Source organism: Aliigemmobacter aestuarii, from assembly GCF_004799285.1.
Lineage (GTDB): Bacteria > Pseudomonadota > Alphaproteobacteria > Rhodobacterales > Rhodobacteraceae > Aliigemmobacter > Aliigemmobacter aestuarii.
This window is the reverse complement of the sequence record NZ_SSND01000002.1, coordinates 325,864-351,449: the sequence shown is the minus strand read 5'-3', so window position 1 is coordinate 351,449 and position 25,586 is coordinate 325,864. Positions and strand designations below refer to the sequence as shown.

Sequence of the window (25,586 nt, the reverse complement as noted above, 5' to 3'; positions counted from 1 at the left end):
CGGTAAGGCATGGCATCCTATCAGGTCAGGCAGCGCGACCCTCTGGTCGATCCGGGCACGCAAGCCGCACTGGAGCGGCGCGGGCGCGAATTGCTGGGCGTCGGGCTGATCGTGGTCGCGGCGCTGTTCGCGGCGATGCTGGCATCCTATTCGCCCGAGGATCCGGGCTGGATGGTGGCCACTGATGAACCGGCGCGCAACTGGCTTGGCCGGTTTGGCGCTTCGGTGGCATCGACCCTGATGATCATCGGCGGCAAGGGCGCCTGGGGCATACCCGTGATCCTGCTGGCCTGGGGCGCGCGGTTTGTCCTGCATCAGGGCGAGGATCGCGCGATGGGGCGCATGGTCTTTGCGGTGATCGCGGTCGCGATGTGTTCGGTCTTTGCCGCAACCCATGTTCCGGGCGCCGACTGGCCACATTCCTTCGGATTGGGCGGGCTGTTCGGCGACACGGTTCTTGGCGCGGTTCTGGGCCTGCTGCCGATCGGTGCGGGGGCGGGGCTCAAGATCCTGTCGCTGATCTCGGGCCTTGTGATGGTGGCGCTGGTGCTGTTCGTGGCGGGCTGCGACCGGGCCGAACTGGCGGGCGTGCTGCGGTTCCTGTCGATCAGCCTTGTCACCACCTATTCGGCGTTGCTTGGCCTAGCGGGCCGGGGTGCGGCGGGAACCGCGCGGGCGGCCGCCTCGCTTCAGGAGCGCCAGAGGCAGCGCCGCGAACAGGCTGCAAGCCACGCCGAACCCGCCGACTGGATGGCGGAAGACGCCGCGCCTGTCCGTCGGCGCGGGTTTTTCGGTCGCGCCGAACCGGCGGTGACCGGCGGCCAACCCGCCCTTGCGATGACGCCCGAACCGTTGCGGGCGACCCGCGTCCGCCGCGCCGAACCGGTCATCGAACCCTGGGACGACCAGGGCGAACCGTATGAGCCTGCCGCCCCGGGCATTGCGCATCCGATGATGGCGCAGGCCGCAGTGGTTTCCGCGCCGCCCGAGAAGAAGGGGCTTCTGGCCCGCATCCGTCGCGCGGTGGAACCCAGCCCCGTGGCCGACCCGGTCGAGACGGAACAGGAAGACCTGTCCGCCCTTTCCGCCGATGAACGCATCCGTGCCCGCATCAACAGCGTGATCAGGACGCGCGCGCGCCAAGGGCTTCCGACTGCCGCGCCGACCCAGCCGATGACGCCGATCCAGGCGGCGATCGCCCGGCGCGAACCTGCGATGATGCGGCCGCGCGGGCCGCAGCCCCTGATGGCCGACACGGCGCGCAACCGGGGGCTCATGGTCGCTGAACCGCCGCTGACAGCGGCCCATGCAGCCGCGACGGCGCCGGTCGTATCCGGCCTGCGCGCAACGCGTTCTGTGGCGGATGTGGCCGTTGCCGCGGCCGCCGGTGCGACCCAACCGCCGGCATCCCCGTCCTGGGGGACGATGGCGTTGACCCCGTCGCAGGCCGTGCCGCCGCATGTGGCCGCCCCGTCCACCGATCCCCGGACGGAATGGGACGACGCCGACGAACCGGATGACGACATGGACGCGATGGCCCAGTGGGAACTGGAGGCCGAAGACGAACTGCCCGTCATGGCCCCGCCGCCGCTGCGTGCCGCCGTGCAGTTTGACACGCGCCGCGTCGTGCAGGCCCCGGCGAAGAAGCCGGTTGCGCCTTCGCGTCAGGCGATGGCCGAGGCGCAGCCGCGCCTGCGGTTCGAGGAACCGAAGCAGGAATACGAGCTTCCGCCCCTGTCGCTTCTGGCCAGCCCCTCCTCGATCCAGCGGCATACGCTGTCGGAAGAGGCGCTTGAGGAAAACGCCCGCATGCTGGAAAGCGTGCTGGACGACTACGGTGTGAAGGGCGAGATCGTTTCCGTGCGTCCCGGCCCCGTGGTGACGCAATACGAACTGGAACCCGCTCCGGGGTTGAAGGCCAGCCGCGTGATCGGGCTTGCCGACGATATCGCGCGGTCGATGTCGGCCCTGTCGGCGCGCGTCTCGACCGTGCCGGGACGCAGCGTGATCGGGATCGAACTGCCGAACGCGCATCGCGAAAAGGTGGTCCTGCGGGAAATCCTCGCCGCCCGTGACTTCGGCGATTCGAACATGCGGCTGCCGCTTGCGCTTGGCAAGGATATCGGCGGCGATCCGATCGTGGCGAACCTGGCCAAGATGCCCCACCTCCTGATCGCCGGGACCACGGGTTCGGGCAAGTCGGTGGCGATCAACACCATGATCCTGTCGCTGCTCTACAAGCTGACGCCCGAGGAATGCCGCCTGATCATGATCGATCCCAAGATGCTGGAACTGTCCGTCTATGACGGCATCCCGCATCTTCTGTCGCCGGTGGTAACCGATCCGAAGAAGGCGGTCGTCGCGCTGAAATGGGTCGTGGGCGAGATGGAGGAACGCTATCGCAAGATGTCGAAGATGGGCGTTCGCAACATCGAGGGCTACAACGGCCGCGTCCGCGAGGCGCTGGCCAAGGGCGAGATGTTCAAGCGCACGATCCAGACCGGCTTTGACGAGGACACCGGCGAACCCGTCTTCGAGACTGAGGAATTCGCGCCGCAGCTGTTCCCCTATATCGTCGTCATCGTCGACGAGATGGCCGACCTGATGATGGTCGCGGGGAAAGAGATCGAGGCCTGCATCCAGCGCCTTGCGCAGATGGCGCGGGCGTCGGGGATTCACCTGATCATGGCCACGCAGCGGCCTTCGGTCGACGTGATCACCGGCACGATCAAGGCGAACTTCCCCACCCGGATTTCCTTCCAGGTGACGTCGAAGATCGACAGCCGCACGATCCTTGGCGAACAGGGCGCCGAGCAACTGCTGGGGATGGGCGACATGCTGTACATGGCGGGCGGTGCGCGCATCACCCGCATCCACGGACCCTTCGTTTCCGACGAAGAGGTCGAGGAAATCGTGAACCATCTGAAATCCTTCGGTCCGCCCAGCTATATGTCGGGTGTGGTGGAAGGCCCCGAGGATGACCGCGCCGACGATATCGACGCGGTGCTGGGGCTGAACACCGGCGGCAACACCGACGGCGACGACGCGCTTTACGATCAGGCGGTCGCCATCGTGGCCAAGGACCGGAAGTGTTCCACCAGCTACATCCAGCGCAAGCTGGGGATCGGCTATAACAAGGCCGCCCGTCTGGTGGAGCAGATGGAGGAAAACGGCGTCGTCACACCCGCGAACCATGTGGGCAAGCGCGAGATCCTGTTGCCCGAGCAATAAGGCCAGAGCGCAACATGCCGGGTGCGCCGTGTCGCCCCGGCATGTTTCCGCGCCATCCCTCTTTCGTGATGCGCCGGGGGATGCAGCCTACCCCCGGCGTTGCTATATTCGGCCCATGATGCGTCTTCGTGCCCTTCTTGCCCCGCTCGCCCTCTCGGCCTTCGCCTTCTCGGCCTTCGCCCTTCCGGCGCAGGCCGAGAAGATTCCGCTTTCGGAACTGTCGCGCTATCTGAATGCGCTGACCACGGCTCAGGCGCAGTTCACGCAGGTGAACCCCGACGGGTCGATCACCACCGGCACGCTGTTCATCAAGCGGCCCGGTCGCGTGCGGTTCGAATACAACCCGCCTGATCGAAGCCTCGTCCTGGCCGGTGGCGGGCAGGTCGCCGTGTTCGACCCCAAGTCGAACCAGCCACCGGAACAGTATCCCTTGAAAAAGACGCCGCTGAACCTGATCCTCGATGCGAATGTCGATCTGGGCCGGGCGAAGATGGTGATCTCGCACAAGGAGGACGGCACCACCACCAAGGTGCGCGCGCAGGACCCCGAGCACCCGGAATACGGCTCCATCGACCTTGTGTTCACCGCCGGACCGACGGAGCTGCGGCAATGGGTCATCAATGACGATTCCGGCAACCAGACGACTGTGATCCTTGGCGAGATGGCCAAGGGCGGCGACATCTCGCCCTCGCTGTTCAACATCACCCGGGAAACCGAAAAGCGGATGCGCTGAGGCATCCGCTTTTCCGATTGCGGTCAGGCTGTCAGCGGCGGCAGGATTGCAACTGCTGGCGGTACATTTCCGATCGCGACCCGACCTTGTCGGCCACATCCATCAGCCAGGACTTGGCGCGATAGCTGCCGTTGGCATAACCCGTGCGGCCTTCGTGATAGGCCAGATACTGGTTGCGGGCGTCGGTTCGCGAAATGCCAAGCCGCGCTTCGGTTTCGTGGAAATACCAGCCCATGAAATCGGTCGCATCCTGGATGCGGTCGCGCTTGGCCGATCGCTTGCGCTGCGCGACCTGGTATTCTTCCCAGGTGCCGTCCAAGGCCTGGCTGTAGCCATAGGCCGAGGATTGCCGTCCCATCGGGATGATCCCGAGCGCAAACCGGTGCGGCGTGCGGGCGTTTCCGATGAACTTCGATTCCTGATGGATCGTGGCCATCTGCACATGCACAGGCACGCCCCACTTGCGTTCGGTGGCCTTCATGGCGCGGTAATACTGCGGGCGCTCGCGCACAATACTGCATGCGTTGTCCAGATCGCGGGGCGCCGAGAACCGGCCTCCCCCGCAGGACGCCAGCAACAGTAAAAGCACCGCCGCGCGGAGAAGTCTGCTCATCTGCCCCTCGCGAAACCATTCTTGTTTTGCAGCAAGGATAGGGGAAAACACGCGCCGGGGGAATGCCCGCCGCAGCGATTTCCGATCAGAAAACCGAGAGGGGGCGACAAGGACACAGCCGCAGCCGGTGCCGACGCACCGATCCCGCGCGCCCGACTGTCGGGCTAAGGGCCACAGACTGTTTCCCCTTTTTTCGCGCGGTCAATGTGGACAAGTGGCCCCCCCGAGGATTACTAACCAAAATCGGGGGACTTGAAGCTATGCTGAAGACGCAGGCGAAATATCATCTGGGTCAGGTGCTGCGGCACCGGAAGCACCCGTTCCGGGGTGTCGTCTTCGATGTCGACGCGATGTTTTCCAATACCGAGGAATGGTACGAGAACATCCCCGAGGAAAGCCGCCCGTCGAAGGACCAGCCGTTCTATCACCTTCTGGCCGAAAACGACCAAAGCTATTACGTCGCCTATGTGTCGGAACAGAACCTTGTTCCGGACGAAACCGGGGAACCGGTCGATCACCCCGACCTGCATGACCTGTTCGGCGATTTCGAGAACGGCCGCTATCCGTTGACCTTCCAGCTCAACTGACGGGGGGCGGATGCGCCGGGCCTAGTAGCCCAGGGCGCAGCCGTCCTTGCGCGGGTCCGACGCCCCTTCCAGAACGCCTGTATCATGGATCAGGATCGCCTGCGCGCCACCCAGCGGTTCGTCGGCGGGAACGACCTTGTGGCCCATTTCGGCCAGCGAGGCCGCCACTGCGGCCGGGTAGCCCCGTTCCAGTTTCAGCCCCTCGGGTGCGGAAAAGGCGCGGGGCGCGTCGATCGCCGCCTGCGGGTCCTGGCCGAAATCGACAAGGTTCGACACGAACCGTGCATGTCCGCAGGGCTGATAGGCCCCGCCCATCACGCCGAAGGGCATGGTGACGCGCCCGCCCTTGCGGATCATCCCCGGAATGATCGTATGCATGGGGCGCTTGCCACCCGCGGCCTCGTTCGGATGGCCGGCTTCAAGCGTGAAGCCCGCGCCGCGGTTCTGGAAGTTGATGCCGAACCTCGACGAGGCGAAGCCGGACCCGAAGCCCCAGAAAATCGAATAGATCAGGCTGACGGCCATTCGGTCGCGGTCGACGACGGTAATGTAGATGGTGTCGCGATGAACGGCCTCGGCCAGGGGGGCGGCCGAGGGCATCGCGCGTTTCGGGTCGATCAGGGCAGCCAGCCGCGCCGCCGTTTCCGGGGACAGCATATGCGCCAGCCGGGTGGTGTGATCGGCATCCGCGATGAACCGGTTGCGCGCGTCATAGGCCAGCTTGGTCGCCTCGGCCTCAATATGGATGCGGTCCGCGCCCCAAGGGTCCATCCCGGCGATATCGAAATGCGACAGGATGTTCAGCATCAGGTTGGCCGTGGCGCCCTGGCCGTTCGGCGGGTGTTCCAGCAGGTCGATCCCCTGATAGGGTCCGCTGACCGGATCGGTGTAAGTACAGGCAGTTGCGGCAAAATCCTCGGCCGTGTGGGTGCCGCCAAGCGCGCGGAGCGAGGCGACCATGTCCTCGGCCACCTCGCCTTCGTAGAACCCGGCGCGGCCTACCCGGGCGATGCGGCGCAGAACCTCGGCCTGGCCCGGAGCGCGAAAGACCTGACCGACCTGCGGAGCCTTGCCGCCCATCAGATAGAAATCGCGCGCCGCGCCCTTCAGGTCGGGTTCATCGCCCGCCCAGTCGAAGGCCACGCGCGGTGCGACTGGCACGCCCTCGTCGGCATAGCGGATCGCGGGCGCCAGCGTTTCGGCAAGCGACAGGCGCCCCCAGTCGGCGGACAGGCGGCAGAATGCATCGATCGCGCCCGGAACGGTGACCGATTCGATCCCCCGCAGCGGTACGGCGGTCAGGCCTCGGTCGCGCATCTCGGCGGCTGACAGGCCCGCAGGTGCCCGGCCCGATCCATTCAGCGCGACAACACCATCCTCTCCGGCGGGTTTCAGCAGGACAAAGCAATCGCCGCCGATCCCCGTCATCTGCGGTTCGCAAATCCCCAGAACGACCGCCCCGGCGATGGCGGCGTCCACGGCGTTTCCGCCCGATTGCAGGATGTCGATCGCGACCTTCGCGGCCAGCGGGTGCGAGGTGGCACAGACCCCGTTCGTGGCAAGCACGGCCGAACGGCCCGGCATCTGAAAATCGCGCATCGCTTCCTCCCGCTTGTTGCGGGTCAGAGCCTAGGCATCGCGGCGGGCGATTCAAGCGTCCGGACACCGGAACCGGTGGAAATCTGCAGGTCTTCACTGATGGGGGGCAGAACCTCGGCGCCGCAGACTGGGTGGGGGCTTTTATCCGCGACGCCGAGGGAAGCTTTATGCAGCTACACCGCTTATATGGTCGGTCCTTGCGGCGCGTTTAGGGGGAAAATGCGGCGACTTGGTGTCAGAAATCCCGGCGCGGAAACAGTCGCGCGGTCAGTTTTCCGATTGTTCCGGGCATAGCAGGACAAGAAGCCGGTTCCGGCCCTGCCCCCGCCGATAGCGCAGGGCGCAGGACAACCGTCGAATCAGAAACCAGCCAAAGCCGCCTTCCGGTGGATTTCCGTCGCTGCCGGGGTCCGGCGGCTGGCCTTCGGGCAGCGTCCCCCCCGGAAAGGGCCGCCCCAGATCCGTGATCCGGAACAGCACGCCCCCGCGATGCCGACGCCCGACCAGCCGGATCGTCCCGCTGCCATTCGCATAGCCGTGTTCGACGATGTTGTTCAACACCTCGGCCAGAACGATCTCGACCTGCCCGGCAAAGGTCAGGTCGGCCTGCGCAAGAACCGGATGCGCCAGGGTCGCGGCCAGTGCCTGCCGCACCGCGTGGCTGTCTGCGGCAAAGGCCAGGCGCAACGGGCGGACGCACCCCTCCCGAACGCAGGTGGCTTCAACCGGCATCGCGGCGGACATCCTGCCCGGCGGTCGCCGCGACGGCGGCAGAGGCATCCGCATGGATGGTAAAGACGCTGTCCATGCGTGTCAGGCGGAACACGCGATCCACCGTCGGGGTCAGGCCGGCCAGTTCCAGCGGTCGGCCCGGCCCCAGTTCCTTCATCACGCCGACGACCGCGCCAAGGCCGCTGCTGTCAAGAAAGCCTACGCCGGACAGGTCCAGCACGACCCGCCGGGACGGCGTTCGCGCGGCCTCGCGCATCGCGTCCTTGAAGTGGATCGCGACCGCCGCGTCGATCCTTTCATCCCCGATCCGGACGATCAGCGCATCGCCCACCCGTTCCGAATTCACGTCCATCTCTGTCCTTTCCCCGGAAGATGCCTTGCAGCCTAGGCGCGCATCGTTAGCATTCGGTCAACGACAGCGAAGCGGAGGATCGGATGCAGGACGTGGTGATCGTCGGGGCGGCGCGGACCGCGATGGGTGGCTTTCAGGGCGCCTTTGCCGAACTCGATGCCCCGAAGCTGGGCGGCGCGGCGATCCGGGCGGCGTTGCAGGGGGCGGGCGTTGCCCCCGACCGGGTGGACGAGCTGCTCATGGGCTGTGTCCTTCCGGCGGGTCAGGGCCAGGCGCCCGCGCGGCAGGCGGGCTTTGCCGCGGGTCTTCCGCAATCCGTGCCGGCGACCACACTGAACAAGATGTGCGGCTCGGGCATGAAGGCCGCGATGATCGCCCATGACCAGATCGCGCTCGGCGCGGCCGGGGTGATCGTGGCGGGCGGCATGGAAAGCATGACGAACGCCCCCTACCTTCTGCCGAAGATGCGCGGCGGCGCGCGGCTTGGCCACGGGCAGGTGATCGACCACATGTTCCTCGACGGGCTTGAGGATGCCTATGACAAGGGCCGCCTGATGGGCACCTTCGCCGAGGACTGCGCCCAGGCCTTCCAATTCAGCCGCGAGGCACAGGATGCCTATGCGCTCGCCTCGCTCACCCGCGCGCGGGCGGCCCAGTCTAGCGGCGCGCTGCTGGCCGAGATCGCGCCCGTCACCGTGACCACCCGCAAGGGCGAGACGGTGGTGGCCGACGATGAACAGCCCGCCACGGCGCGGCCCGAAAAGATCCCCACGCTGAAACCCGCCTTCCGCAAGGACGGCACGGTGACGGCGGCGAATTCCTCGTCGATCTCGGACGGGGCGGCGGCGCTGGTTCTGGCGGCGCGCAGCGTGGCCGAGGCGGCGTCCCTTCCCGTCCGCGCCATCATCCGCGGCCATGCCAGTCATGCCCATGCGCCGGCCGATTTCCCGACCGCGCCGGTGCCTGCCGCGCGCAAGCTGCTGGACAGGCTCGGCTGGTCGGTCGCCGATGTCGATCTGTGGGAAGTGAACGAAGCCTTCGCCGTGGTGCCGATGGCCTTCATGGCGGAACTCGGCATCCCGCATGACAGGGTCAACGTGAACGGCGGGGCCTGCGCGCTCGGCCATCCGATCGGCGCCTCGGGTGCACGGATCATGGTGACGCTTCTCCACGCGCTTGAGGCGCGCGGCCTGAAACGCGGGGTCGCCGCGATCTGCATCGGCGGCGGCGAAGGCACGGCCATCGCCATCGAACGCCCCTGAACCCGCGCCCCCTTTTCCCTTCACCCTGGTTCAAATATCCTCGGGGGGTCCGGGGGCAGACAGCTCCCCGGCCTTCCTGCACCTCAGAGGCCCGTCATGGATTACGCCGATCTGTCCGCCCGCATCGAGGCGCTTTGCCACGGTGAAACCGACACCGTCGCCCTGATGGCGACTGTCGTCTGCGAGTTGCACCATAGCCACCCGATGTGCGACTGGACCGGGTTCTACCGTGTCACCGCGCCCGGCATGCTGAAGATCGGACCCTATCAGGGGGGGCACGGCTGCCTTGTCATCCCCTTCTCGCGCGGGGTGTGCGGGGCCTGCGCGCGCACGGGCGAGGTGCAGCTTGTGCCGGATGTGGACGCCTTTCCCGATCACATCGCCTGTTCGTCTTCCACCCGGTCGGAACTTGTCCTGCCGGTGCGGAACGGCGCGGGCGAACTGCTGGGGGTGCTGGATCTGGACAGCGACACGCCGGCCGCCTTCACCGAAAAGGACGCAGGCGAACTGGCCGCGATCCTTGCGCGCACCTTCCGCGACGCGCGCGGGGGTGTGGCGGCGTGAGCCTTCAGGGCTGGCTGGTCTTCGCCAGCTTCTGGGTCTTCTTCGTCACCACGCCGGGGCCGAATGCCGTCAACTGCATGACGACCGGGATGCAGGTGGGGTTCCGGCGCGGGCTTTGGGCGGTGGCGGGCATCCTGACGCAGGCGGCCCTGTTCCTGACCCTTTCCGCAGCCGGGATCGCGGCCTTCGTCGCGGCTTCGCCCGGGCTTTACGGCGCGCTGCGGCTGGCGGGGGCGGCGGTGCTGGTCGGACTCGGGCTGCGCACGCTGTGGCTTGCGGGGCGGCCGGTTCGCGTCGATCAGGTGCCGTCGCGGTCGATCTATCTGCGCGCGCTTGCCATCGCCACCTTCAACGCGAAAAGCCTGGCGGGATACCTTGCCGCCTTCACCCAGTTCGTGCAGCCCGACGTGCCGGTGATGGCGCAGATGGGGCTGATCTATCCGACCGCGCTGACGATCACCGCCGCCAGCTATTCCGGCTATGTTGCGCTTGGCACGGGACTGGGACGGGCGGCCTTGGGGGCGGTCCTGAACGTCTGGTTCCGGCGGTTGATGGGGGTTGCATTCGTGGGCTACGGGCTGGCGCTGGCGCTTTCGGGGTGGGGGTAAGGCCATGCATGCGGGCGGATGCCATTGCGGCGCTGTGCGGTTCGGGGCCGATGTGACACGCCCGGCGGTCACGGTCTGTCATTGCCGGCAGTGCCGGGCCTGGTCGGGCCATGTCTGGGGCGCGGTCGAGGTGGCGCGTTCCGGCCTTCACCTGGACAGGGCGCAAGCCCTGCGCTGGCATCGTTCGTCAGAAAGGGCGCGGCGCGGATTCTGCGGTGACTGCGGCGCAAGCCTATTCCGGGCCGAAGATGCCGCGGGCACCATCGAGATCGCCGCGGGCGCGTTCGACGACCCGGCGCTGCTGTCGCATGGTGGCCATGTCTTTACTGCCGAAGCCGGTTACTATTACGCCCCCGAAGGCCCGCCCCCGCTGCCCGATGTGCCGCTTCCGGATCGGCTGGAGGGGTCCTGCCTGTGCGGGGCGTGCCGGTTCGGGCTGCCGGGGCCGATGGGGGCGGTGACGGCCTGCCATTGCGACCAGTGCCGCCGCCTTTCGGGCTATCATTCGGCCAGCTTCGATGCCGATGAGGCGCGGCTGATCTGGCGATCGCGCACTGCGCTGAAGGAATACCGCACCGCCGGCGGCGCGCTGCGCGGGTTCTGCGGCGATTGCGGATCGTCGCTTTATTTCCGGGCGGTTGACGGCGCCTTCTCGATCGAGGCGGGGTGCATCGCGGGGCCGACCGGGGGGCGGATGGGCGCGCATATCTTCATCGCCTCGCCCCCGGGCTGGCTGCATTTGACCGACGGCCTGCCGCAATATCCGGAATGGGAACCATCAGATCCGGCGTGACGGCACCCAGGCGTATCCGTCCGGGTCAAGGATGACCGTTTCGCGCAGCCCGTGGGGTTTGTCGGCCGGGGGCTGAACCACCATGCCGCCCGCCTCTTCGGCCCGTGCCGCCGCCTGATCCGGATCGGTTTCGTAAAGCCGCAACTCGGCCCCCGCGCCGCGCGGTCCGGCCTCGGGCAGAAGCGCGAACAGCGGATGCGCGGCGAAGGTCCCATCGGCATGCAGCTGAAACGGCTGGCCGTGATAGACGAGGATCGCAAAATCCGCGCTGACGCGGTGGGCCGTCATCCCGAACACGGTTTCCAGAAAGGCGACCGAACGGCGCACATCCGCCACCAGAAGATTAAGCCCCATGCCGCGCAGTGCGCGGCCGAAGTCGGGTGCGGGGACGGTTTCGTAATCCATGCGCGGGCTCCGGATTTCAGGACAGCATCGCTGACCTTTCTGTACCTGTCAATTCCGTCCCCGGGTGACGCGGCGCGGTGTCATCTGTGGTGGCAATCCGGCGCGGCTTGTGGTTCTTGTTCGGCAACGGAAAAGGGGAACATCATGGCCGATATCACGCTTCTGGACGGGGGCATGGGGCAGGAACTGGTGGCGCGGTCGGGTGATGATCCGACGCCGCTCTGGGCCACGCGGGTGATGATCGACCACCCCGGCATGGTGCGCGACATCCACGCCGACTATTTCGCGGCAGGCGCCACAGTGGCCACGACCAACACCTATGCGATCCATCACGACCGGCTTGAGCGGTTCGACCTTGACCACATGTTCCACGCGCTGCACCTGCGCGCGCTGGTCGAGGCGCACGAGGCCCGTGCCGCGCACGGATCGGGGCGGATCGCCGGGTCGATGGGGCCGCTGGTGGCCACCTATCGGCCCGAGGTCACGCTGCCGGTCGCGATCGCCGCCCCGAAATATGCCGAGATCGCCCGTATCCTCGGCGCCCATGTCGACATGATCCTGTGCGAAACGCTCGCCTCGGTCGAGATGTGCGAAGGCGCGGTCAAGGGGGCCGCGGTTGCGGGCGTGCCCGTCTGGCTTTCGGTGACGGTGGATGACCATGACGGCAGCCGCCTGCGGTCGGGCGAGCCTGTCGCCGATCTGGCGCGGCTGGTGCGGGATTATCCCGTGGCGGCGGTCCTGGCGAACTGTTCCGTCCCCGAGGCGATGGCCGATGCTCTGGGAGGGCTCAGAACGCTCGGGCTGCCCTTCGGGGCCTATGCCAACGGGTTCACCCACATCTCGGGCAATTTCCTGAAGGATGCGCCCACGGTCAAGGAGCTGACCCACCGGCACGACCTGACGCCCGCGAAATACGCGGATTTCGCAATGGGCTGGGTCGAGATGGGCGCGACCATCGTCGGCGGCTGCTGCGAGGTGGGGCCTGCCCATATCCGGGAACTTGCCGCGCGGCTGGTCGCGGCGGGGCACCGCATCGCATGATGGAATTCACCTATGCGCCGCCCGATGTGCCGCTGAAAATCCTGCACCGGGACGAGGCGATCCTGGTGGTGGACAAGCCGCCGGGGCTTTTGTCGGTGCCCGGCAAGCTGGAAGGGCGCGAGGATTGCCTGATTGCCCGCATCGCCGCCGAGATCCCGCAGGTCCTGCTGGTGCACAGGCTGGATTGCGACACCTCGGGCGTGATGGTCTTTGCCCTGACCAAGGCGGCACAGGGGCATCTGGGCAAGCAGTTCGAACACCGGCAGACCGAAAAGACCTATGTCGCGCGGCTCTGGGGCCATCTGACCCCCGAAAGCGGACGGGTTGACCTGCCGCTTTGTGCCGACTGGCCGAACCGCCCGCGCCAGATGGTCAGCCACGAACACGGCCGCCCGGCCCAGACCGACTGGCAGGTGATCGGCTACGAGGGCGACACGACGCGCGTGCGCCTGCACCCGCTGACCGGTCGCAGCCATCAGTTGCGCGTCCACATGGCCGAACTGGGCCACCCGATCCTGGGTGATCCGATCTATGCCAGCGGCCCCGCCCGTGACTTCCCCCGCCTGATGCTGCATGCCGAAAGCCTGACCTTCCGCCACCCGGTTGGCGGCGAAAGGGTCACCTTCCGGTCAGAGGTGGGGTTCTAGGCGCCGCCCGGCGGCGGTTGCCCGCCGGTGTGTCAGGCTATCCCGTACCGCGCCCGCGCCTCGGCGAAGGACATCAGCTTGCCCTGCGCCTCGTCCCAGAGATGCAGGCGCACCGTGGCAAGGCTTTCGCGGATCGTCAGGCGCTGCGCCTCGGCCAGGTCGCGGTGGTCGCGGATCACCTCGGTCAGGCGGTAGAAGGGGATGCGGGAATAGAGGTGGTGCACATGGTGGATGCCGATGTTGCCCGAAAGCCAGCGCAAGGGCTGGGGCAGCACATAGTGCGAGCTGCCTTCCAGCGCCGCGTCGTGCAGTTGCCATTCCTCGCCCTTCGACCAGTGCGTATCCTCGAACTGGTGCTGCACATAGAACAGCCAGACCCCGATGGTGGCCGCCATCAGCGAGGTCGGCAGGAAGATCACAAGAACGGGCATCCAGCCGCCGAACCAGACGATCAGGCCCAGGGCAAGGGCGATCATCGCATTGGTCCCCATCGCCGAGGCCCAGTAGCGCCAACCCGATGACATCAGACCGATGGGAAGCCGGTTCTGGATGAGGAACAGATACCCCGGCCCGATCAGGAACAGGACGATCGGGTGCCGGTAGAGCCGGTACATCAGCCGGCCGAAGGGCGACCGCGCGCGATATTCCTCAAGCGTCAGGGTGGTGACATCACCGATGCCACGATGGTCAAGATCGCCGTGATGGGCATGGTGGATCGAATGTGTCCGCCGCCAGACGGCATAGGGCGTCAGGGTCAAGACACCCAGCAGCCGCCCGATCCAGTCCTGTGCCGTGCGGTTCTTCAGGAAGGCGCCGTGCCCGCAATCGTGCTGGATGATGAAGATGCGCACCAGAAACGCACCATTGGCCAGCGAGATCGCCAGAGAAATCCAGGGGCTGACCGACAGCATCATCCAGGCAAGTGCCCAGAGTGCAAAAAAGGGGATCAGGGTGGCTGCCAGTTCGAACAGGCTGCGCAGGGTGGACGGGTCGCGATAGCGGGCAAGAACGCTCAGCCATTCGCGCGCGTTGCGGGGGGTGGTAAGGCGGTCGGGCATCAAGGCCTGTGGGTTGGTGCCGGTTGGGTCCGGCAGGTTTGATCAAGCCTTGGCAGACATCCCTTAGGGCACGTTCCATTCAGGCCCCCCCGGGGTTAGGGCCTGTGTGGCAGGTTTTCAACTGATTTGATGCCGCACCGGGACCGGGCACGCAAAATTCCCCCTGCCGGAGGGGTGCTGCAAAGGCGCTGCATCGCCGCGGGCCTTGTTGCGCGGCGCGAACGGCCTAGAGCCCGAGCCCTGCCTTCCGGCCTTCATGGAACGCATAGGCGGCAAGCCGTGGCGCGGCACAGTCGCCGATGCGCAGCGTGGTTTTTCCGGCAAAGGTTTCCGGCCAGGGGTCGAAGGCGCGGTTGGTCGTGGCCATGACAAGGCCCGAGGCGGGGATCGTCTCTTCCGTGCCGGTCAGGAAGCTGACGACCGTCGCGCCGTTGCCGTGCCAGCCCTTCACGCCATGTTCGGTGACAAAGCGGACACCCGCCTGCGCAAGCCGCTGGCGCACCTGCCCGTCGGCGGCGGTGCGCGTCAGTTCGTGACCGACGAAGGCGGCGGGGGTAACGATCGTCACCTTGTGCCCACGGTCGGCCAGCGCCCAGGCGGTGCCGGTGCCGCGCCAGTTGCCACCTTCGTCATAGACGATGACCGCATCGCCCAGCCGGGCTTCGCGGCGCATCGCCTCTTCCGGCGACCAGACACCGCCCAGGTCCAGCCCCGGCAGGCGGTCGAGATCGGGCAGCCAGCGCTGGCGCGCGTCGGGATCGGGCAGCGAACCTGTGGCCAGGATCACCACATCGGCTGGGTGGGCGGCGATCTCGTCCTCGTCCATGAAACGGTTGAGGTGCAGCGTCACGCCAAGCCGCGCGAACTGGCGTTCGTACCAGTCCATCAGGTCGATGATCTGTGCCCGCCGCGGCTGCATGCCCGCCAGCCGGAACTGCCCGCCGATCACCGGCAGCGCCTCGACCAGCTCCACCCGGTGGCCGCGTTCGGCGGCGCTGCGGGCGGCTTCCAGCCCGGCGGGTCCCGCGCCCACGACCAGAACCGTCTTAGGCGCATGCGCGGGCGTGAACCGGTCGCCGCCCCATTCCCATTCGCGCCCGGCCGAAGGGTTGATCAGGCAGGAGATCCAGTAATCGCGGCTGCGGCGGCCCCAGCACATCTGGTTGCAGGAAATGCAGCCGCGGATGTCCTCTGCCCGCCCCTCGGCCGTCTTCCGCGCAAGATGGGGATCGGCAATCTGACCCCGGACGATCGAGACAAGATCCGCTTCGCCGCCGGCGATGATGGTTTCCGCGTTCTCGGGGGTGCGCACCCCGGCCTCGGAGGTGACGAGGGCGTGCTTCACCACGGCCTTCAGCCGTTGGGTTAGCGGTGTCGTCAGCTTTTCGCCCAGGGTGAAGGCTGGGATGATGCCGTCAAACGCCAGATAGCTGCCGAAGCCCACGGTGACGTAATCGACATCGCCCGTCGCGTCATGCAGCGCCACGATCTCGCACAGCTCATCCGCCTGAAGGTTGACCTTGTAGGTGGGCGAATAGCTGATCGCGAGGCCGATGATGAAATCCGGCCCGCAGGCGGCGCGAATTCGCGCGATGAGCTCGCGCGAGAAACGGGTGCGGTTTTCAAGGCTGCCGCCCCAGTCGTCTGTGCGGCGGTTCGACCAGGGCGTCCAGAACTGATCGATCAGCGAGTGATAGGCGGCCCAGACCTCCACCCCCTGGAAACCGCAGGCCCTAGCGCGGGTCGCGGCCTGAAGATGGGCCTCCAGCAATTCCTCGATCTCGGCCACGGTCATGGCGTGGCTGCCATCGCTGTCGTGGTAGGACGGCTCGCCCGAGGGGGACCAGTGCGGCGCGAAGGAGAGGTCGGAATCGCCATGCGCGCCGACATGGTAAAGCTGCTGGATGATGACGGCGCCGGCCTCCTTGACCGGGCGGGTGACGGACTGGAACGGCGCGATGATGTCGTCCGATGCGTGCAGCATGTTGCCCCGCGTCAGGACGCCGGTGCGATGCACGGGCACCGGTTCGCAGACGATCATCCCCGCCCCGCCCAGCGCCCGTTCCAGCAGATAGGCCGCCATCCGCGGGCCGGGCAGGCCCATGTCGGACATGTTGTTCGTATGCGCGCCAAAGACGATGCGGTTGCGAATCCTGTGCCCGCGCAGGGTGACGGGCGACATCAGACGGGGGTGCTTGCTGGTGGTCATGGCGGGCCTTGCTGTTTGCCCTGATCCTGACGTCCAGCGCCGAGGCGGTAAACCCGATCCGCGACATCAAAAGGCCCGAACGCGCCATCCGCACAGGCCTGCGGCCGGATCGCCGGGACCTGGTCAACCCGCGTCGGCCGCCGCCGGGGACGAAGATTTTTCGTACGAAAAATCTTCGCCCGCCCTACTCCGCCGTCCTACTCCGCCGCGCTGTCCCAGCCCGAGATGGCCTTCACCTCCAGGAACTCTTCCAGCCCCCAGTGGCCGCCCTCGCGCGCCCGGCCCGAGGCCTTCACCCCGCCAAAGGGCGAGCCTGCTGCGCGGGATTTTCCGTTCATCTCGACCATGCCGGATTTCAGCACCCGCGCCAGCCGGTTGCGCCGTGCGCCGTCCTGGCTCTGGACATAGTTGGTCAGGCCATAGGGCGTGTCGTTGGCGATGCGCACGGCCTCGTCCTCGGTGTCGAAGGGGATCATCGACAGGACGGGGCCAAAGATTTCCTCGCGCTCGATGGTCATGCCTGGCTTCACGTCGGCGAACACGGTGGGGCGGACATAATAGCCCTTGTTCATGCCTTCGGGCAGGCCAAGCCCGCCCGCGACGAGGCGCGCGCCTTCGTCGATGCCTTTCTGGATGAAGCCCTGGATCTGGTCCCACTGGCGCTTGTTCACCACGGGGCCGATGTGATTGCCGGGTTCGGACGCCGGGGCGACCCGGATCGACGATGCCACCTCGGCCGCGATTTCCACCGCGCGGTCATAGATGCCGCGTTCCACCAGCATCCGCGAGGGCGCGTTGCAGGACTGGCCCGAGTTGTTCATCATGTGCCTGACGCCGCGTTCCACGGCGCGGTCATCGGCATCGGCAAAGATCAGGTTGGCGCCCTTGCCGCCCAGTTCCAGTGTCACGCGCTTCAGCGTCTCGGCTGCGGCGACCGAGATGGCCTTGCCCGCGCGGGTCGATCCGGTGAAGCTGATCATCTCGACGTCCGGATGGGTCGAAAGCTGGCTTCCCACGCCCGCGCCGTCGCCGTTCACCAGGTTGAACACCCCCGGCGGCAGCCCCGCGTCATGGCAGAATTCGGCAAAGATCATCGCGTTCAGCGGCGATTCCTCGGACGGTTTCAGCACACAGGTGCAGCCCGCCAGGATCGCCGGAATGGCCTTGAGCGCGATCTGGTTCATCGGCCAGTTCCAGGGCGTGATCAACCCCACCACGCCGATCGGTTCCAGCGCGATCCGGTCGTTGGGCGCATGCGGACCCAAGGGGCGGATCCATTCCATCTTGTCGAAGGCTGCAAGGAAGTTGTTCAGGTGCCACGGCAGGCAGGGCGCCTGGCTGTCGCGTGCCATGTCGATAGGCGCGCCCATTTCCAGGCTGATCGCCTTGGCCAGGTCCTCCTTGCGGGCCTCGTACTGTTCGAGGATGCGCACGACCGCGGCGCGGCGTTCCGCGGGGGGCGTCGCCGCCCAGCCGGGCAGGGCGGCCTTGGCGGCGGCCACAGCGGCATCGGTATCGGCCTTGTCGCCCAGGCTGATCACCGCACAGGGTTCCTCGGTCGACGGGTCGATGACCAGGCAGTCACGCGCTTTCGCCGGCGCGACCCACTGGCCGTTGATATAGAATTCGCGTCTTTCGATCATGGAAGCCTCCGTGTCCTGCGGCGCGGATCGTGTCATCACTGGCGCAGGCGCGCAAGGGGCAGCGGAAAGATTTGATCAAATTTTGCGGGCTGGTCCGGTCGTGGACGGGCTGCTAAAGCCGGAACAGGACTGGAGGCGGTATGTTCGGCTTTCTGACGCGAGGAAAAAGCATCACGCGGATCGCGCTTGATCCGCCCGTGCCGCAGGGCGACCGGCACGGTATCGCCGTGGTGCTGATCGTGCGGAACGAGGCGCGCCATGCCGCTGAATGGGCGCGGTTTCACCGGCTGGCCGGTGTGCGGCAGTTCATCGTCTACGACAACGGATCGACCGACGGCACGGCAGAGGTGCTGCGGTCGGAACTGGGCGAGGCTCTGACGCTGATCCCCTGGGACCAGAAGTTGCGCGATGCCGTCCGGGGGCTAGAGATCCACAACCAGGTGCTGGCCTACGCCCATGCGGTGCGCAACTTCGGCCCGTCGTTCCGCTGGATGACGTTGATCGATCTTGACGAATTCCTTGTTCCGAAAGGCGCGGGCGATCTGAACGAGGCGCTTGCGGGTCTTGAGGGCTGTGACAACATCAGCCTGCCCTGGCACATGTTCGGCCGCTCCGGTCACATCGAGGCGCCCGAGGGCGGCGTGCTGCGCAACTACACCCGCCGCAACCCCGACCCGATGAGCGATGCCAAGGGGCTGCGCAATTTCAAGATGATCGTCGATCCCTGCAAGGTGCTGTCGATCAGGGTGCATCAGATATGGACGGATGCGGCGGGGACGACCTGCAACGACGCGGGCCGTCGCTTCACCCACAGGACGCGCGAGACGCGGGAGTTCTATTGCGCCGAACGGATCCAGCTGAACCATTACTACACCCGTTCGGATGCCGAACTGCGGGCGAAGATCGCGCGCGGGCCGAACCTGACGACCCCGGATGCCGACCACCTGCGCCGCGTCATGCGCAAGGTGGAAAACATCGAGCGGGATGAGATAGAAGACACCAGCGCGCTTGACTGGCTGGACCGCAAGGGGGTTTCCGGATGGACCTGACGAAATGGCTGAAACGGATGTTCGGCGAGGTGAAGTATCGCCTGTATCCCGGAAAGGCCGAGGAATCGCGCGTCGTGGATATCCCCGCGTTCCATGCGCTTGGACCCGGTGACGTCGCCATCGACTGTGGCGCCAATCTGGGCGTGATCACCACGATACTGGCCGCCCACGGGGCAGAGGTGCACGCGTTCGAACCGAACCCGGACGCCTTCCGCGTGCTGACCGAACGCACCGCGCATCTGCCGAACGTGCATCGCCATCAGAAGGCAGTGCTGGACCGCGACGACGAGATGACGCTTTACCTGCATGTCAACTACGGCCTTAACCCCGAACGGTTTTCCTCGCGGTCCTCGCTGATCGGGGAAAAGCGCAACGTGGATGACCGCAAGGGCGTGAAGGTGCCGGTGATCGACCTTCCCGCCTTCATCGAAGGGCTGGGCCGCCCGGTCAAGCTGCTGAAGATCGACGTCGAGGGCGCGGAATATGACATTCTGAACGCGCTGATCGACCGTGGCCTGATGGACCGGATTGAGGCGGTCTTCGTCGAAACACACGCCCATTCGATTCCGTCGCTGCGTCCGAAGGACGCCGCGCTGCGACAACGTATCGCCGATCTGCGTCTGGGCGGAAAGATCGACCTGAACTGGCTTTGAGGGTAAGACGGCGTTCTTATCTGCCCTCGCTCCGGTTCCGGGGGCTGAAACCGGTGCCTCGATCCCATACCTAGGGCGCAGCACGCAAGAAAAGGAGAGGGGACCCATGTCCATCCGCATCAACGACACCGCGCCCGATTTCACCGCCGACTCCACGGCGGGAACGATCCGCTTTCACGAATGGCTTGGCGACAGCTACGGCATCATCTTTTCGCACCCGCGCGATTTCACCCCCGTCTGCACCACCGAGTTCGGGGCCGTGGCCCAGCTGGCGGGTGAATTCGCGAAACGCGGGACGAAGGTGATCGGCGTCTCGGTGGATTCGGTCGAGGAACACCAGAAATGGAAACGCGACATCGAGGCGTTTTCCGGCGCGCCCGCCGATTTCCCGATCATCGACGACACCTCGCTGACCGTCTCGAAGGCGTATGACATGCTGCCGGCCGACTACTATCTGCCGGGGGAAGGGCGTACGCCCGCGAATACGGCGACGGTGCGCACCGTCTATATCGTCGGGCCGGACAAGAAGGTCCGGCTGACGATGTCCTATCCGATGTCGGTGGGCCGCAACTTTGCGGAAATCCTCCGCGCGCTGGATGCGGTGCGGGCCACAGATGGCGTGCCGGTCGCGACGCCTGCCAACTGGGTGCCGGGGCAGGATGTGATCGTGGCCCTGTCGCTGAACGATGAACAGGCGAAAGAGAAATTCGGCCAGATCGACATCCGGCTGCCCTATCTGCGCTTTGCCCGGCACGCGGGCTGATCGCGGGGCGTGTCGTTCTGTGAAAATGTCAAAGGGGCGCGGCAATCCGCGCCCCTTTGCCTTGCCGGATGGTGGCGCGGGTCCGGGTGGCGGGATGCCCCCACCCCGGTTCCAAACGAATGCTATCCACGATAACATCCGGCAAAGACGATCGTCCCCGTTCGCAGGGTCCCCTTGATGGGGCGATGATCGGCCTCGGTCTTTGCCCCGGCGAAACGCTTGCCCGTGGCGAAAGGCCTGCGCAGCTTTACGCCAGTCGCTGCCGCACCGGATGCAGTGGCGAACGCCAGGGCGGCGACACGGCAGAGGCGCCGCAGATGGTTTGTGGTGGAAAAGGCCGCATGTGATGGCCCGGTTGGAAAGCGGTTGAGTCGTTCCATCGGATCATGGCCGAAGTCGCGGCACCTTTGGGCGGTGCGGCGGGATGTTCGGGGGCAGGTGCCCGATCTGGTGCCCCTCAAGGATAGGTTCAGGCGGCGTTGGCGGGCCGCAGGGGCGACCGTATCGTTTCGCATTCGTCGGGCAGCGCGGCGACAAACCTGAAGAATTCTGCGCTGATGGACCGGAGGGTTTCGGCGGGATGGCCGGACCGCGCCGCCGTCTCGCCCCGTTAGGCGACAAGGGTCAGCGGCCTGTGGCCGATGACGGCGGCGCAGCCCTTGGCCTCGTGGAACAGGGCGGCATGATCCTCGGCGGTCAGTGCCTCGTCCGCGGCCAGCCGCGCCCCGATCCGCCGCATGTCGGCGCAGAACCTTTCCAACGCGCTGATCGTGCGATCCAGCCCGAGGGCCGCGGAAATTTCGTCTATCCGTTCGGGATCGAAGGTTGGCCGTGCCGCTTGTTCTGCCGGTGCGGCCTGCGCCTCTGCTTCGCCGGTGGCGGCCCGTCCGATAGGCCGTTCAAGCGCCGCGCGCGCGATCGGCTTGGTCAGGATGTCCAGCATGCCGGCCTTGCGGAACCGTTCGATTTCCTCCGGCATGCTGTGGGCGGTGACGGCGATCACGCGGCTTTTCCGCGATGCGCCTGCGCGGCGAATTTCGCCGGTGGCCGTCGGGCCATCCATTTCCGGCATCGAGACATCCATCAGGATCACGTCGAACCGGCGGGCGGCCGCCATGCGCACCCCGATCAGGCCGTTTTCGGCCAAGGCCACGTCATGGCCAAGGCGCGTCACCATTTCCTCAAGCACGATCCGGTTGGTCAGATTGTCCTCTACGATCAGGACATCCAGCTTGTGCCCGGCGACCGGCGCGGCCGATGTGGCATTCGCCGATCCGTCTTGCGTGCGCCGCCCGGTGGCCAGCGGCAGGGACAGGGTAAAGCGGCTGCCGATTCCCGGCGTGCTTTCGACGACAAGGCTTCCCCCCATCCGTTCGGCCAACCCGCGCGAGATCGCCAGCCCAAGGCCGGTGCCACCGGCGCTGCGGCCGTATGAGGCATCCGGCATCACGAAGGGATCGAAGATGCGCCCCTGATCCTCGGGGCTGATGCCGATCCCGGTGTCTGTCACGTCGATAGCAAGCCGGACCTGCTTGCGTCGCAAGGGTTCCAGCCGAGCCGCCACTGCGACCGCGCCTCCGGATGCGAACTTAAGGGCGTTCGTCACCAGATTGTTCAGGATCTGGCCGATGCGGAACGGATCGCCGATCATCGTCGGAAGCTTGTCGGGGGCTTCCAGCGTCAGGGACGTGGCCATCTGGTCCGCCTTTGCCTTGGCGGGCTCCACCACGCTGTCAAGCAAGGCGCGCAGGTCGAAGGTTTCCTGCACGATCGCCAGTTGCCCGGTTTCGGCCTTCGAGAGTTCCAGCACATCGTCGACATGCCGCAGAAGTTGATCCGCCGATGCCCGGGCCAGATCGAGGAACCGTTTCTGGCTGGCGTTCGCGGCCTCTTCGGTGGCGAAGTCCAGCGTGGCCAGAAGGCCGTTCAGGGGCGTGCGCATCTCGTGGCTGACGACCGCGATGAAGTTGGTCTTTGCCTGTTCGGCGGCCACCGCGTCGTCGCGGGCCTGCCGCAGGCCCTGTTCCGCCGCAACCTGATCCGACACGTCGCGCAGATACGAGATGAAGATCCTGCCGTCGGCCGACACATCCCACGCGATGGACATTTCGGCGGGAAACTCCTCGCCCGACTTGCGCCGGGTGGTCACGGTGAACCGGCTTCCATCCGCCACGCCGTCGGCGATCTTCTCCTTGGTGCGGCGGTATTCGCCCACGGTCTGTTCGGAAAGGATCAGGTCTTCCGGCGGGCGGTCCAGTGCCTCGGACCGCGAATAGCCGAAGATCCGTTCGGCGGCGGGGTTGAAATCCAGGATCCGCCCGTCGCGCGTGGCCACGATCACCGCATCGAGCGCGGTCCCCACGGTGGCCTGAAGCCGCGAGGTCAGCCGTTCGTTTTCCCTCTTCGAGGCCTCGGACTGCTGGCGCAGGATCAGCGTGGCGTAAAGCAGCGTGGCGTAAAGCAGCGTGATCAGGCTGATCAGCACAAAGGCCGTGGTCCAACCCAGCTTCTGCATCAGCAAAGTCAGGGGTTCGCGCGAGGCGACGGTGGCCGCCGCGTGATCCTGGATCAGCCGGGTTATCGTGCGGCGCAGGGTCTGGCGGTACGTGCGGGCATCGGCCGCGATCTTGGTCAGGTCCGGGCGAAGCCGGTCATCGCCGGCGTCGATCAGGGGCGTCGTCTTGTCAAGATAGTCGCGCAGCATCCCCACCAGTTCGGACGCGCCGCTGTCTATTGCGGCGTCACTCAAGCACCGGCTGCCCATGGCGATCCGGGCGCGGCTGTAGAACAGGTCATAGCGCAGCCGCAACTGCGCAAGGTCCGCCGCCGGGTCAAGCCCGGCCAGACGCGCTTCGTTTTCGAATTGCAGAAGGTCGACCTCGATCTGCGTCAGGTTCCACTGGATGTTTTCATGCAGCTCTTCGCGCAGGTTCTGCAATTCCTGCGAAACCTCCTGCGCCATGATGATCAGGGTTCCCAGCGAAATGCAGACCAGCGTCAGCACCATCCAGCGAAACCACTGGCTTGTCGAGAACGCGGGCGACTTGGCGCGGGGCATCATGCGGGACCTCGGGAAGCCTGCCTGCCTTCGGTTAGTTGCGTACCTCGATGCGGGTCAGCTGCCAGATCGACTTGGAATAGACGATCTCGCTGCGCAGGTTCGTATCGGCGTCATAAGGAAACACAAGCCAGATCGGCCCATGATCACGGATCGACATCGGCGCGCCGTTCTGGCGGGTCGCGAGAAGTGCATCCTTCAAAAGCGGATCGCCCGCTTCGACCTCGACCTGATAGTCGTTGAGGGCGGTCATCAGCAGGCTGCCTGCTTCGGCCCCGACGTGTGCCAGCATGTCGGACAGGCGGACACCGGAAAAGGACTGAACGCCTTCCGTCCAGATCGTCGTCGTCTCGAAGCCGGTCTGGGGAAGCTGGTCCAGATCCGCAAGGCCGAACGCCGCGCCCTCCTGACCGTTCGTCACGCCGATCTTGCCGCTGACGGTCAGGATCACATCACCGGAAGGTGCGGGAAGGGCCTCGGCCTCGGCCGCGTGCAGGGGCAGGGCGGAAAGCAGCGCGGCAAGCGCGGCGTTCCGGATCGCGTTCATCAGCGTCATGGTGTTTCCTCGTGAACCGTTCAATGACAGGGCCGGTCACACCAGCCCGTTTTCCCGTGCGATCATCGCGGCATGGGTTCGGTTGCGCGCCTCGATCTTGCGGAAGAGCGCTTTGACATGCAGCTTCACCGTCATTTCCTGAAGTTGCAGTTCGCGGGCGATTTCCTTGTTGGACTGGCCCGCGCACAACAGCCGCAGCACTTCAGTTTCGCGCGGGGTCAGGGCGGCGCCCGTGGGCCCGCGCGTCTCAACTGTGTTGGCGGCGGGGGCCATCAGGATCGGGGCATAGATCTCGCCCGCCACCATGAAGCGGATCGCTGCGATCAGCGATTTGGTCGACATGGTCTTGGACAGGAATCCCTGTGCCCCCATCGCAAGCGCCTGTTCGGCGACGTAACGTTGCGACAATCCCGACAGGATGGCCACCGGCTTGCTGCCTTGCTCTGCGCGCATCTGGGCAATGCCGTTCAGGCCGTTCATGCCGGGCATCATGAAATCCAGCAGGACAAGATCGTAGGGCCCTTTTTCGCGAACGGCGCAAATCGCGCCTTGCAGGTCCGACGCGGTATCCACGACCAGATCGGGGGAGGTTCGCAGAAAGGCGGCGATCGTGTCGCGCACCAGTTCCTGGTCATCGGCAAGCAGCAATCTCATTCATCGTCCCGGTGTTGTGTCCCTTCCTCCCTCGCCGTGCGGTGGCGGAAATTTCGCCAACCGGAACGCAGGGGCTTGCGACAGCCCAATCCTGCCTGATTATGGCAGGGGGCAGGCGGAAACCGCGACCAATGATTCTGCGGCTATCTAATTTTCCGCCGGACCTACCCGAAAGGGTTATTCGGCGGGCATTCGGGTTACAGCCGGTGGGTTTTCGCAGGCCGGAACGCTGTGATCGACGTCCACGTAGGGGCTCTGTCATCCTCGCCCAGTTGGCCCACGTCTGCACCTGGATCAGGCGCAGGGCACATGGCCCGGATTGGTCAGGCGATGCATCCCTCCCAGGGGATGCAAACGGGTTCATTCTCGGCGATCCGCGGTTCATCTCTGCCGACCTGGACCGGCGCGGTCCCTTCCACCACGCCCCAATGTTCGGCGCGATGGACATGGCTTTGCTGCGAAAGCCGGCCGCCCGGTGCCACCATGATCGCCTTGACCTGAAGGCGCGGACCCGGCGACAGGGTTTCGTCATGGGCCCAGGGGCGGGAACGGCGGAGGAAGGATTCCGCCTGCGTGATACCTGCGCGCTGTATCTGCTTCGCCGCCTCGCCTGTGGATTGGGCATGGTTCATGTCACAGATCAGCACGCTATCCCGCGTGGCCACGGCGGCGATGTCCGATCAGCACCCGCCGCGCGTTGAATGCGTCGGGTTTCTCGACAAGGCCTTCGAACGGTACGGCCGTTCCGGGCCGCGCCGGGGCGCAGAGGCACAGCC

At 66.2% G+C, this 25,586-nt stretch carries 24 protein-coding genes; 12 read left to right on the top strand and 12 right to left on the bottom strand.

Annotated features, from left to right (window positions below):
* The first annotated feature begins 9 nt into the window (after positions 1 to 9).
* Both E7811_RS10495 and E7811_RS10490 read left to right on the top strand, forming a co-directional pair.
* Positions 10 to 3,231, top strand: coding sequence for a DNA translocase FtsK (locus tag E7811_RS10495; protein ID WP_136394582.1), 3,222 nt, complete (start codon positions 10 to 12; stop codon positions 3,229 to 3,231).
* A 115-nt stretch (positions 3,232 to 3,346) separates the two neighbouring features.
* Complete coding sequence (locus tag E7811_RS10490) at positions 3,347 to 3,964, top strand: LolA family protein (RefSeq protein WP_136394581.1); 618 nt, start codon at positions 3,347 to 3,349, stop codon at positions 3,962 to 3,964.
* Positions 3,965 to 3,995: 31 nt separating this feature from the next.
* Here the strand turns inward: E7811_RS10490 and E7811_RS10485 are convergent, their stop codons facing one another.
* Positions 3,996 to 4,577: a transglycosylase SLT domain-containing protein gene (locus tag E7811_RS10485; RefSeq protein ID WP_136394580.1), complete on the bottom strand. Its 582-nt coding sequence runs from the start codon at positions 4,575 to 4,577 to the stop codon at positions 3,996 to 3,998.
* 260 nt (positions 4,578 to 4,837) lie between these two features.
* On the opposite strand from E7811_RS10485, the gene hspQ reads away from it, so the two are divergent.
* Entirely contained in the window at positions 4,838 to 5,164 is a 327-nt protein-coding gene (hspQ, locus tag E7811_RS10480) for a heat shock protein HspQ (RefSeq protein ID WP_136394579.1), read from the top strand.
* Positions 5,165 to 5,185: 21 nt separating this feature from the next.
* Here hspQ and E7811_RS10475 read toward each other — a convergent pair whose 3' ends face one another.
* From E7811_RS10475 to E7811_RS10465, 3 genes are all read right to left on the bottom strand, one after another.
* Positions 5,186 to 6,763, bottom strand: a complete 1,578-nt coding sequence (locus E7811_RS10475) for a gamma-glutamyltransferase family protein (protein ID WP_136394578.1) — start codon at positions 6,761 to 6,763, stop codon at positions 5,186 to 5,188.
* Positions 6,764 to 7,030: 267 nt separating this feature from the next.
* Positions 7,031 to 7,495 (bottom strand): ATP-binding protein, encoded by a 465-nt coding sequence (locus E7811_RS10470; protein ID WP_168732991.1) that lies wholly within the window; start codon positions 7,493 to 7,495, stop codon positions 7,031 to 7,033.
* Positions 7,485 to 7,847 (bottom strand): STAS domain-containing protein, encoded by a 363-nt coding sequence (locus E7811_RS10465; protein ID WP_136394576.1) that lies wholly within the window; start codon positions 7,845 to 7,847, stop codon positions 7,485 to 7,487. The genes E7811_RS10470 and E7811_RS10465 overlap by 11 nt, the downstream gene beginning before the upstream one ends.
* An 83-nt stretch (positions 7,848 to 7,930) precedes the next feature.
* On the opposite strand from E7811_RS10465, the gene E7811_RS10460 reads away from it, so the two are divergent.
* From E7811_RS10460 to E7811_RS10445, 4 genes are all read left to right on the top strand, one after another.
* Positions 7,931 to 9,109: a thiolase family protein gene (locus E7811_RS10460; RefSeq protein ID WP_136394575.1), complete on the top strand. Its 1,179-nt coding sequence runs from the start codon at positions 7,931 to 7,933 to the stop codon at positions 9,107 to 9,109.
* Between the two features lie 96 nt (positions 9,110 to 9,205).
* Positions 9,206 to 9,673, top strand: coding sequence for a GAF domain-containing protein (locus E7811_RS10455; protein ID WP_136394574.1), 468 nt, complete (start codon positions 9,206 to 9,208; stop codon positions 9,671 to 9,673).
* On the top strand, positions 9,670 to 10,281 hold the full coding sequence (locus E7811_RS10450) for a LysE family translocator (protein WP_136394573.1): 612 nt from the start codon (positions 9,670 to 9,672) through the stop codon (positions 10,279 to 10,281). The genes E7811_RS10455 and E7811_RS10450 overlap by 4 nt, the downstream gene beginning before the upstream one ends.
* 4 nt (positions 10,282 to 10,285) lie before the next feature.
* Positions 10,286 to 11,074, top strand: a complete 789-nt coding sequence (locus E7811_RS10445; RefSeq protein ID WP_136394572.1) for a GFA family protein — start codon at positions 10,286 to 10,288, stop codon at positions 11,072 to 11,074.
* Here E7811_RS10445 and E7811_RS10440 read toward each other — a convergent pair.
* Positions 11,060 to 11,479 carry a VOC family protein gene (locus E7811_RS10440; protein WP_136394571.1) on the bottom strand — a complete coding sequence of 140 codons (420 nt, stop codon included), beginning with the start codon at positions 11,477 to 11,479 and terminating at the stop codon, positions 11,060 to 11,062. The genes E7811_RS10445 and E7811_RS10440 overlap by 15 nt on opposite strands.
* 144 nt (positions 11,480 to 11,623) lie before the next feature.
* Here E7811_RS10440 and E7811_RS10435 point away from each other — a divergent pair, with 144 nt between their 5' ends.
* Both E7811_RS10435 and E7811_RS10430 read left to right on the top strand, forming a co-directional pair.
* Positions 11,624 to 12,520, top strand: a complete 897-nt coding sequence (locus E7811_RS10435) for a homocysteine S-methyltransferase family protein (protein WP_136394570.1) — start codon at positions 11,624 to 11,626, stop codon at positions 12,518 to 12,520.
* Positions 12,520 to 13,167, top strand: a complete 648-nt coding sequence (locus E7811_RS10430; protein WP_136394742.1) for an RluA family pseudouridine synthase — start codon at positions 12,520 to 12,522, stop codon at positions 13,165 to 13,167. Before E7811_RS10435 ends, E7811_RS10430 begins: the two co-directional genes overlap by 1 nt.
* Before the next feature lie 32 nt (positions 13,168 to 13,199).
* Here E7811_RS10430 and E7811_RS10425 read toward each other — a convergent pair whose 3' ends face one another.
* The 3 genes from E7811_RS10425 to E7811_RS10415 form a co-directional block, all read right to left on the bottom strand.
* Positions 13,200 to 14,225, bottom strand: a complete 1,026-nt coding sequence (locus E7811_RS10425; protein ID WP_136394569.1) for a fatty acid desaturase — start codon at positions 14,223 to 14,225, stop codon at positions 13,200 to 13,202.
* A 226-nt stretch (positions 14,226 to 14,451) separates the two neighbouring features.
* On the bottom strand, positions 14,452 to 16,434 hold the full coding sequence (locus E7811_RS10420) for an oxidoreductase (protein WP_136394568.1): 1,983 nt from the start codon (positions 16,432 to 16,434) through the stop codon (positions 14,452 to 14,454).
* 197 nt (positions 16,435 to 16,631) lie between these two features.
* Positions 16,632 to 18,077: an aldehyde dehydrogenase family protein gene (locus E7811_RS10415; protein ID WP_136394567.1), complete on the bottom strand. Its 1,446-nt coding sequence runs from the start codon at positions 18,075 to 18,077 to the stop codon at positions 16,632 to 16,634.
* Positions 18,078 to 18,217: 140 nt separating this feature from the next.
* Between E7811_RS10415 and E7811_RS10410 the strand changes: the two genes are divergently transcribed.
* From E7811_RS10410 to E7811_RS10400, 3 genes are all read left to right on the top strand, one after another.
* Positions 18,218 to 19,126, top strand: coding sequence for a glycosyltransferase family 92 protein (locus E7811_RS10410; protein ID WP_136394566.1), 909 nt, complete (start codon positions 18,218 to 18,220; stop codon positions 19,124 to 19,126).
* A complete protein-coding gene (locus tag E7811_RS10405; protein ID WP_136394565.1) occupies positions 19,117 to 19,779 on the top strand; it encodes an FkbM family methyltransferase in 663 nt (220 codons plus the stop codon). Before E7811_RS10410 ends, E7811_RS10405 begins: the two co-directional genes overlap by 10 nt.
* 106 nt (positions 19,780 to 19,885) lie before the next feature.
* A complete protein-coding gene (locus E7811_RS10400) occupies positions 19,886 to 20,542 on the top strand; it encodes a peroxiredoxin (protein WP_136394564.1) in 657 nt (218 codons plus the stop codon).
* A gap of 610 nt (positions 20,543 to 21,152) precedes the next feature.
* Here the strand turns inward: E7811_RS10400 and E7811_RS10395 are convergent.
* The 4 genes from E7811_RS10395 to E7811_RS10380 all read right to left on the bottom strand — a co-directional run bounded on the left by E7811_RS10395 (position 21,153) and on the right by E7811_RS10380 (position 25,475).
* On the bottom strand, positions 21,153 to 23,600 hold the full coding sequence (locus E7811_RS10395; protein ID WP_168732990.1) for a hybrid sensor histidine kinase/response regulator: 2,448 nt from the start codon (positions 23,598 to 23,600) through the stop codon (positions 21,153 to 21,155).
* Positions 23,601 to 23,634: 34 nt separating this feature from the next.
* Entirely contained in the window at positions 23,635 to 24,156 is a 522-nt protein-coding gene (locus E7811_RS10390; RefSeq protein WP_136394562.1) for a molybdopterin-dependent oxidoreductase, read from the bottom strand.
* A 36-nt stretch (positions 24,157 to 24,192) separates the two neighbouring features.
* Positions 24,193 to 24,810, bottom strand: coding sequence for a response regulator (locus tag E7811_RS10385; RefSeq protein ID WP_136394561.1), 618 nt, complete (start codon positions 24,808 to 24,810; stop codon positions 24,193 to 24,195).
* A 323-nt stretch (positions 24,811 to 25,133) separates the two neighbouring features.
* Entirely contained in the window at positions 25,134 to 25,475 is a 342-nt protein-coding gene (locus E7811_RS10380; protein WP_136394560.1) for a glycosyltransferase family protein, read from the bottom strand.
* Positions 25,476 to 25,586: the final 111 nt, after the last annotated feature.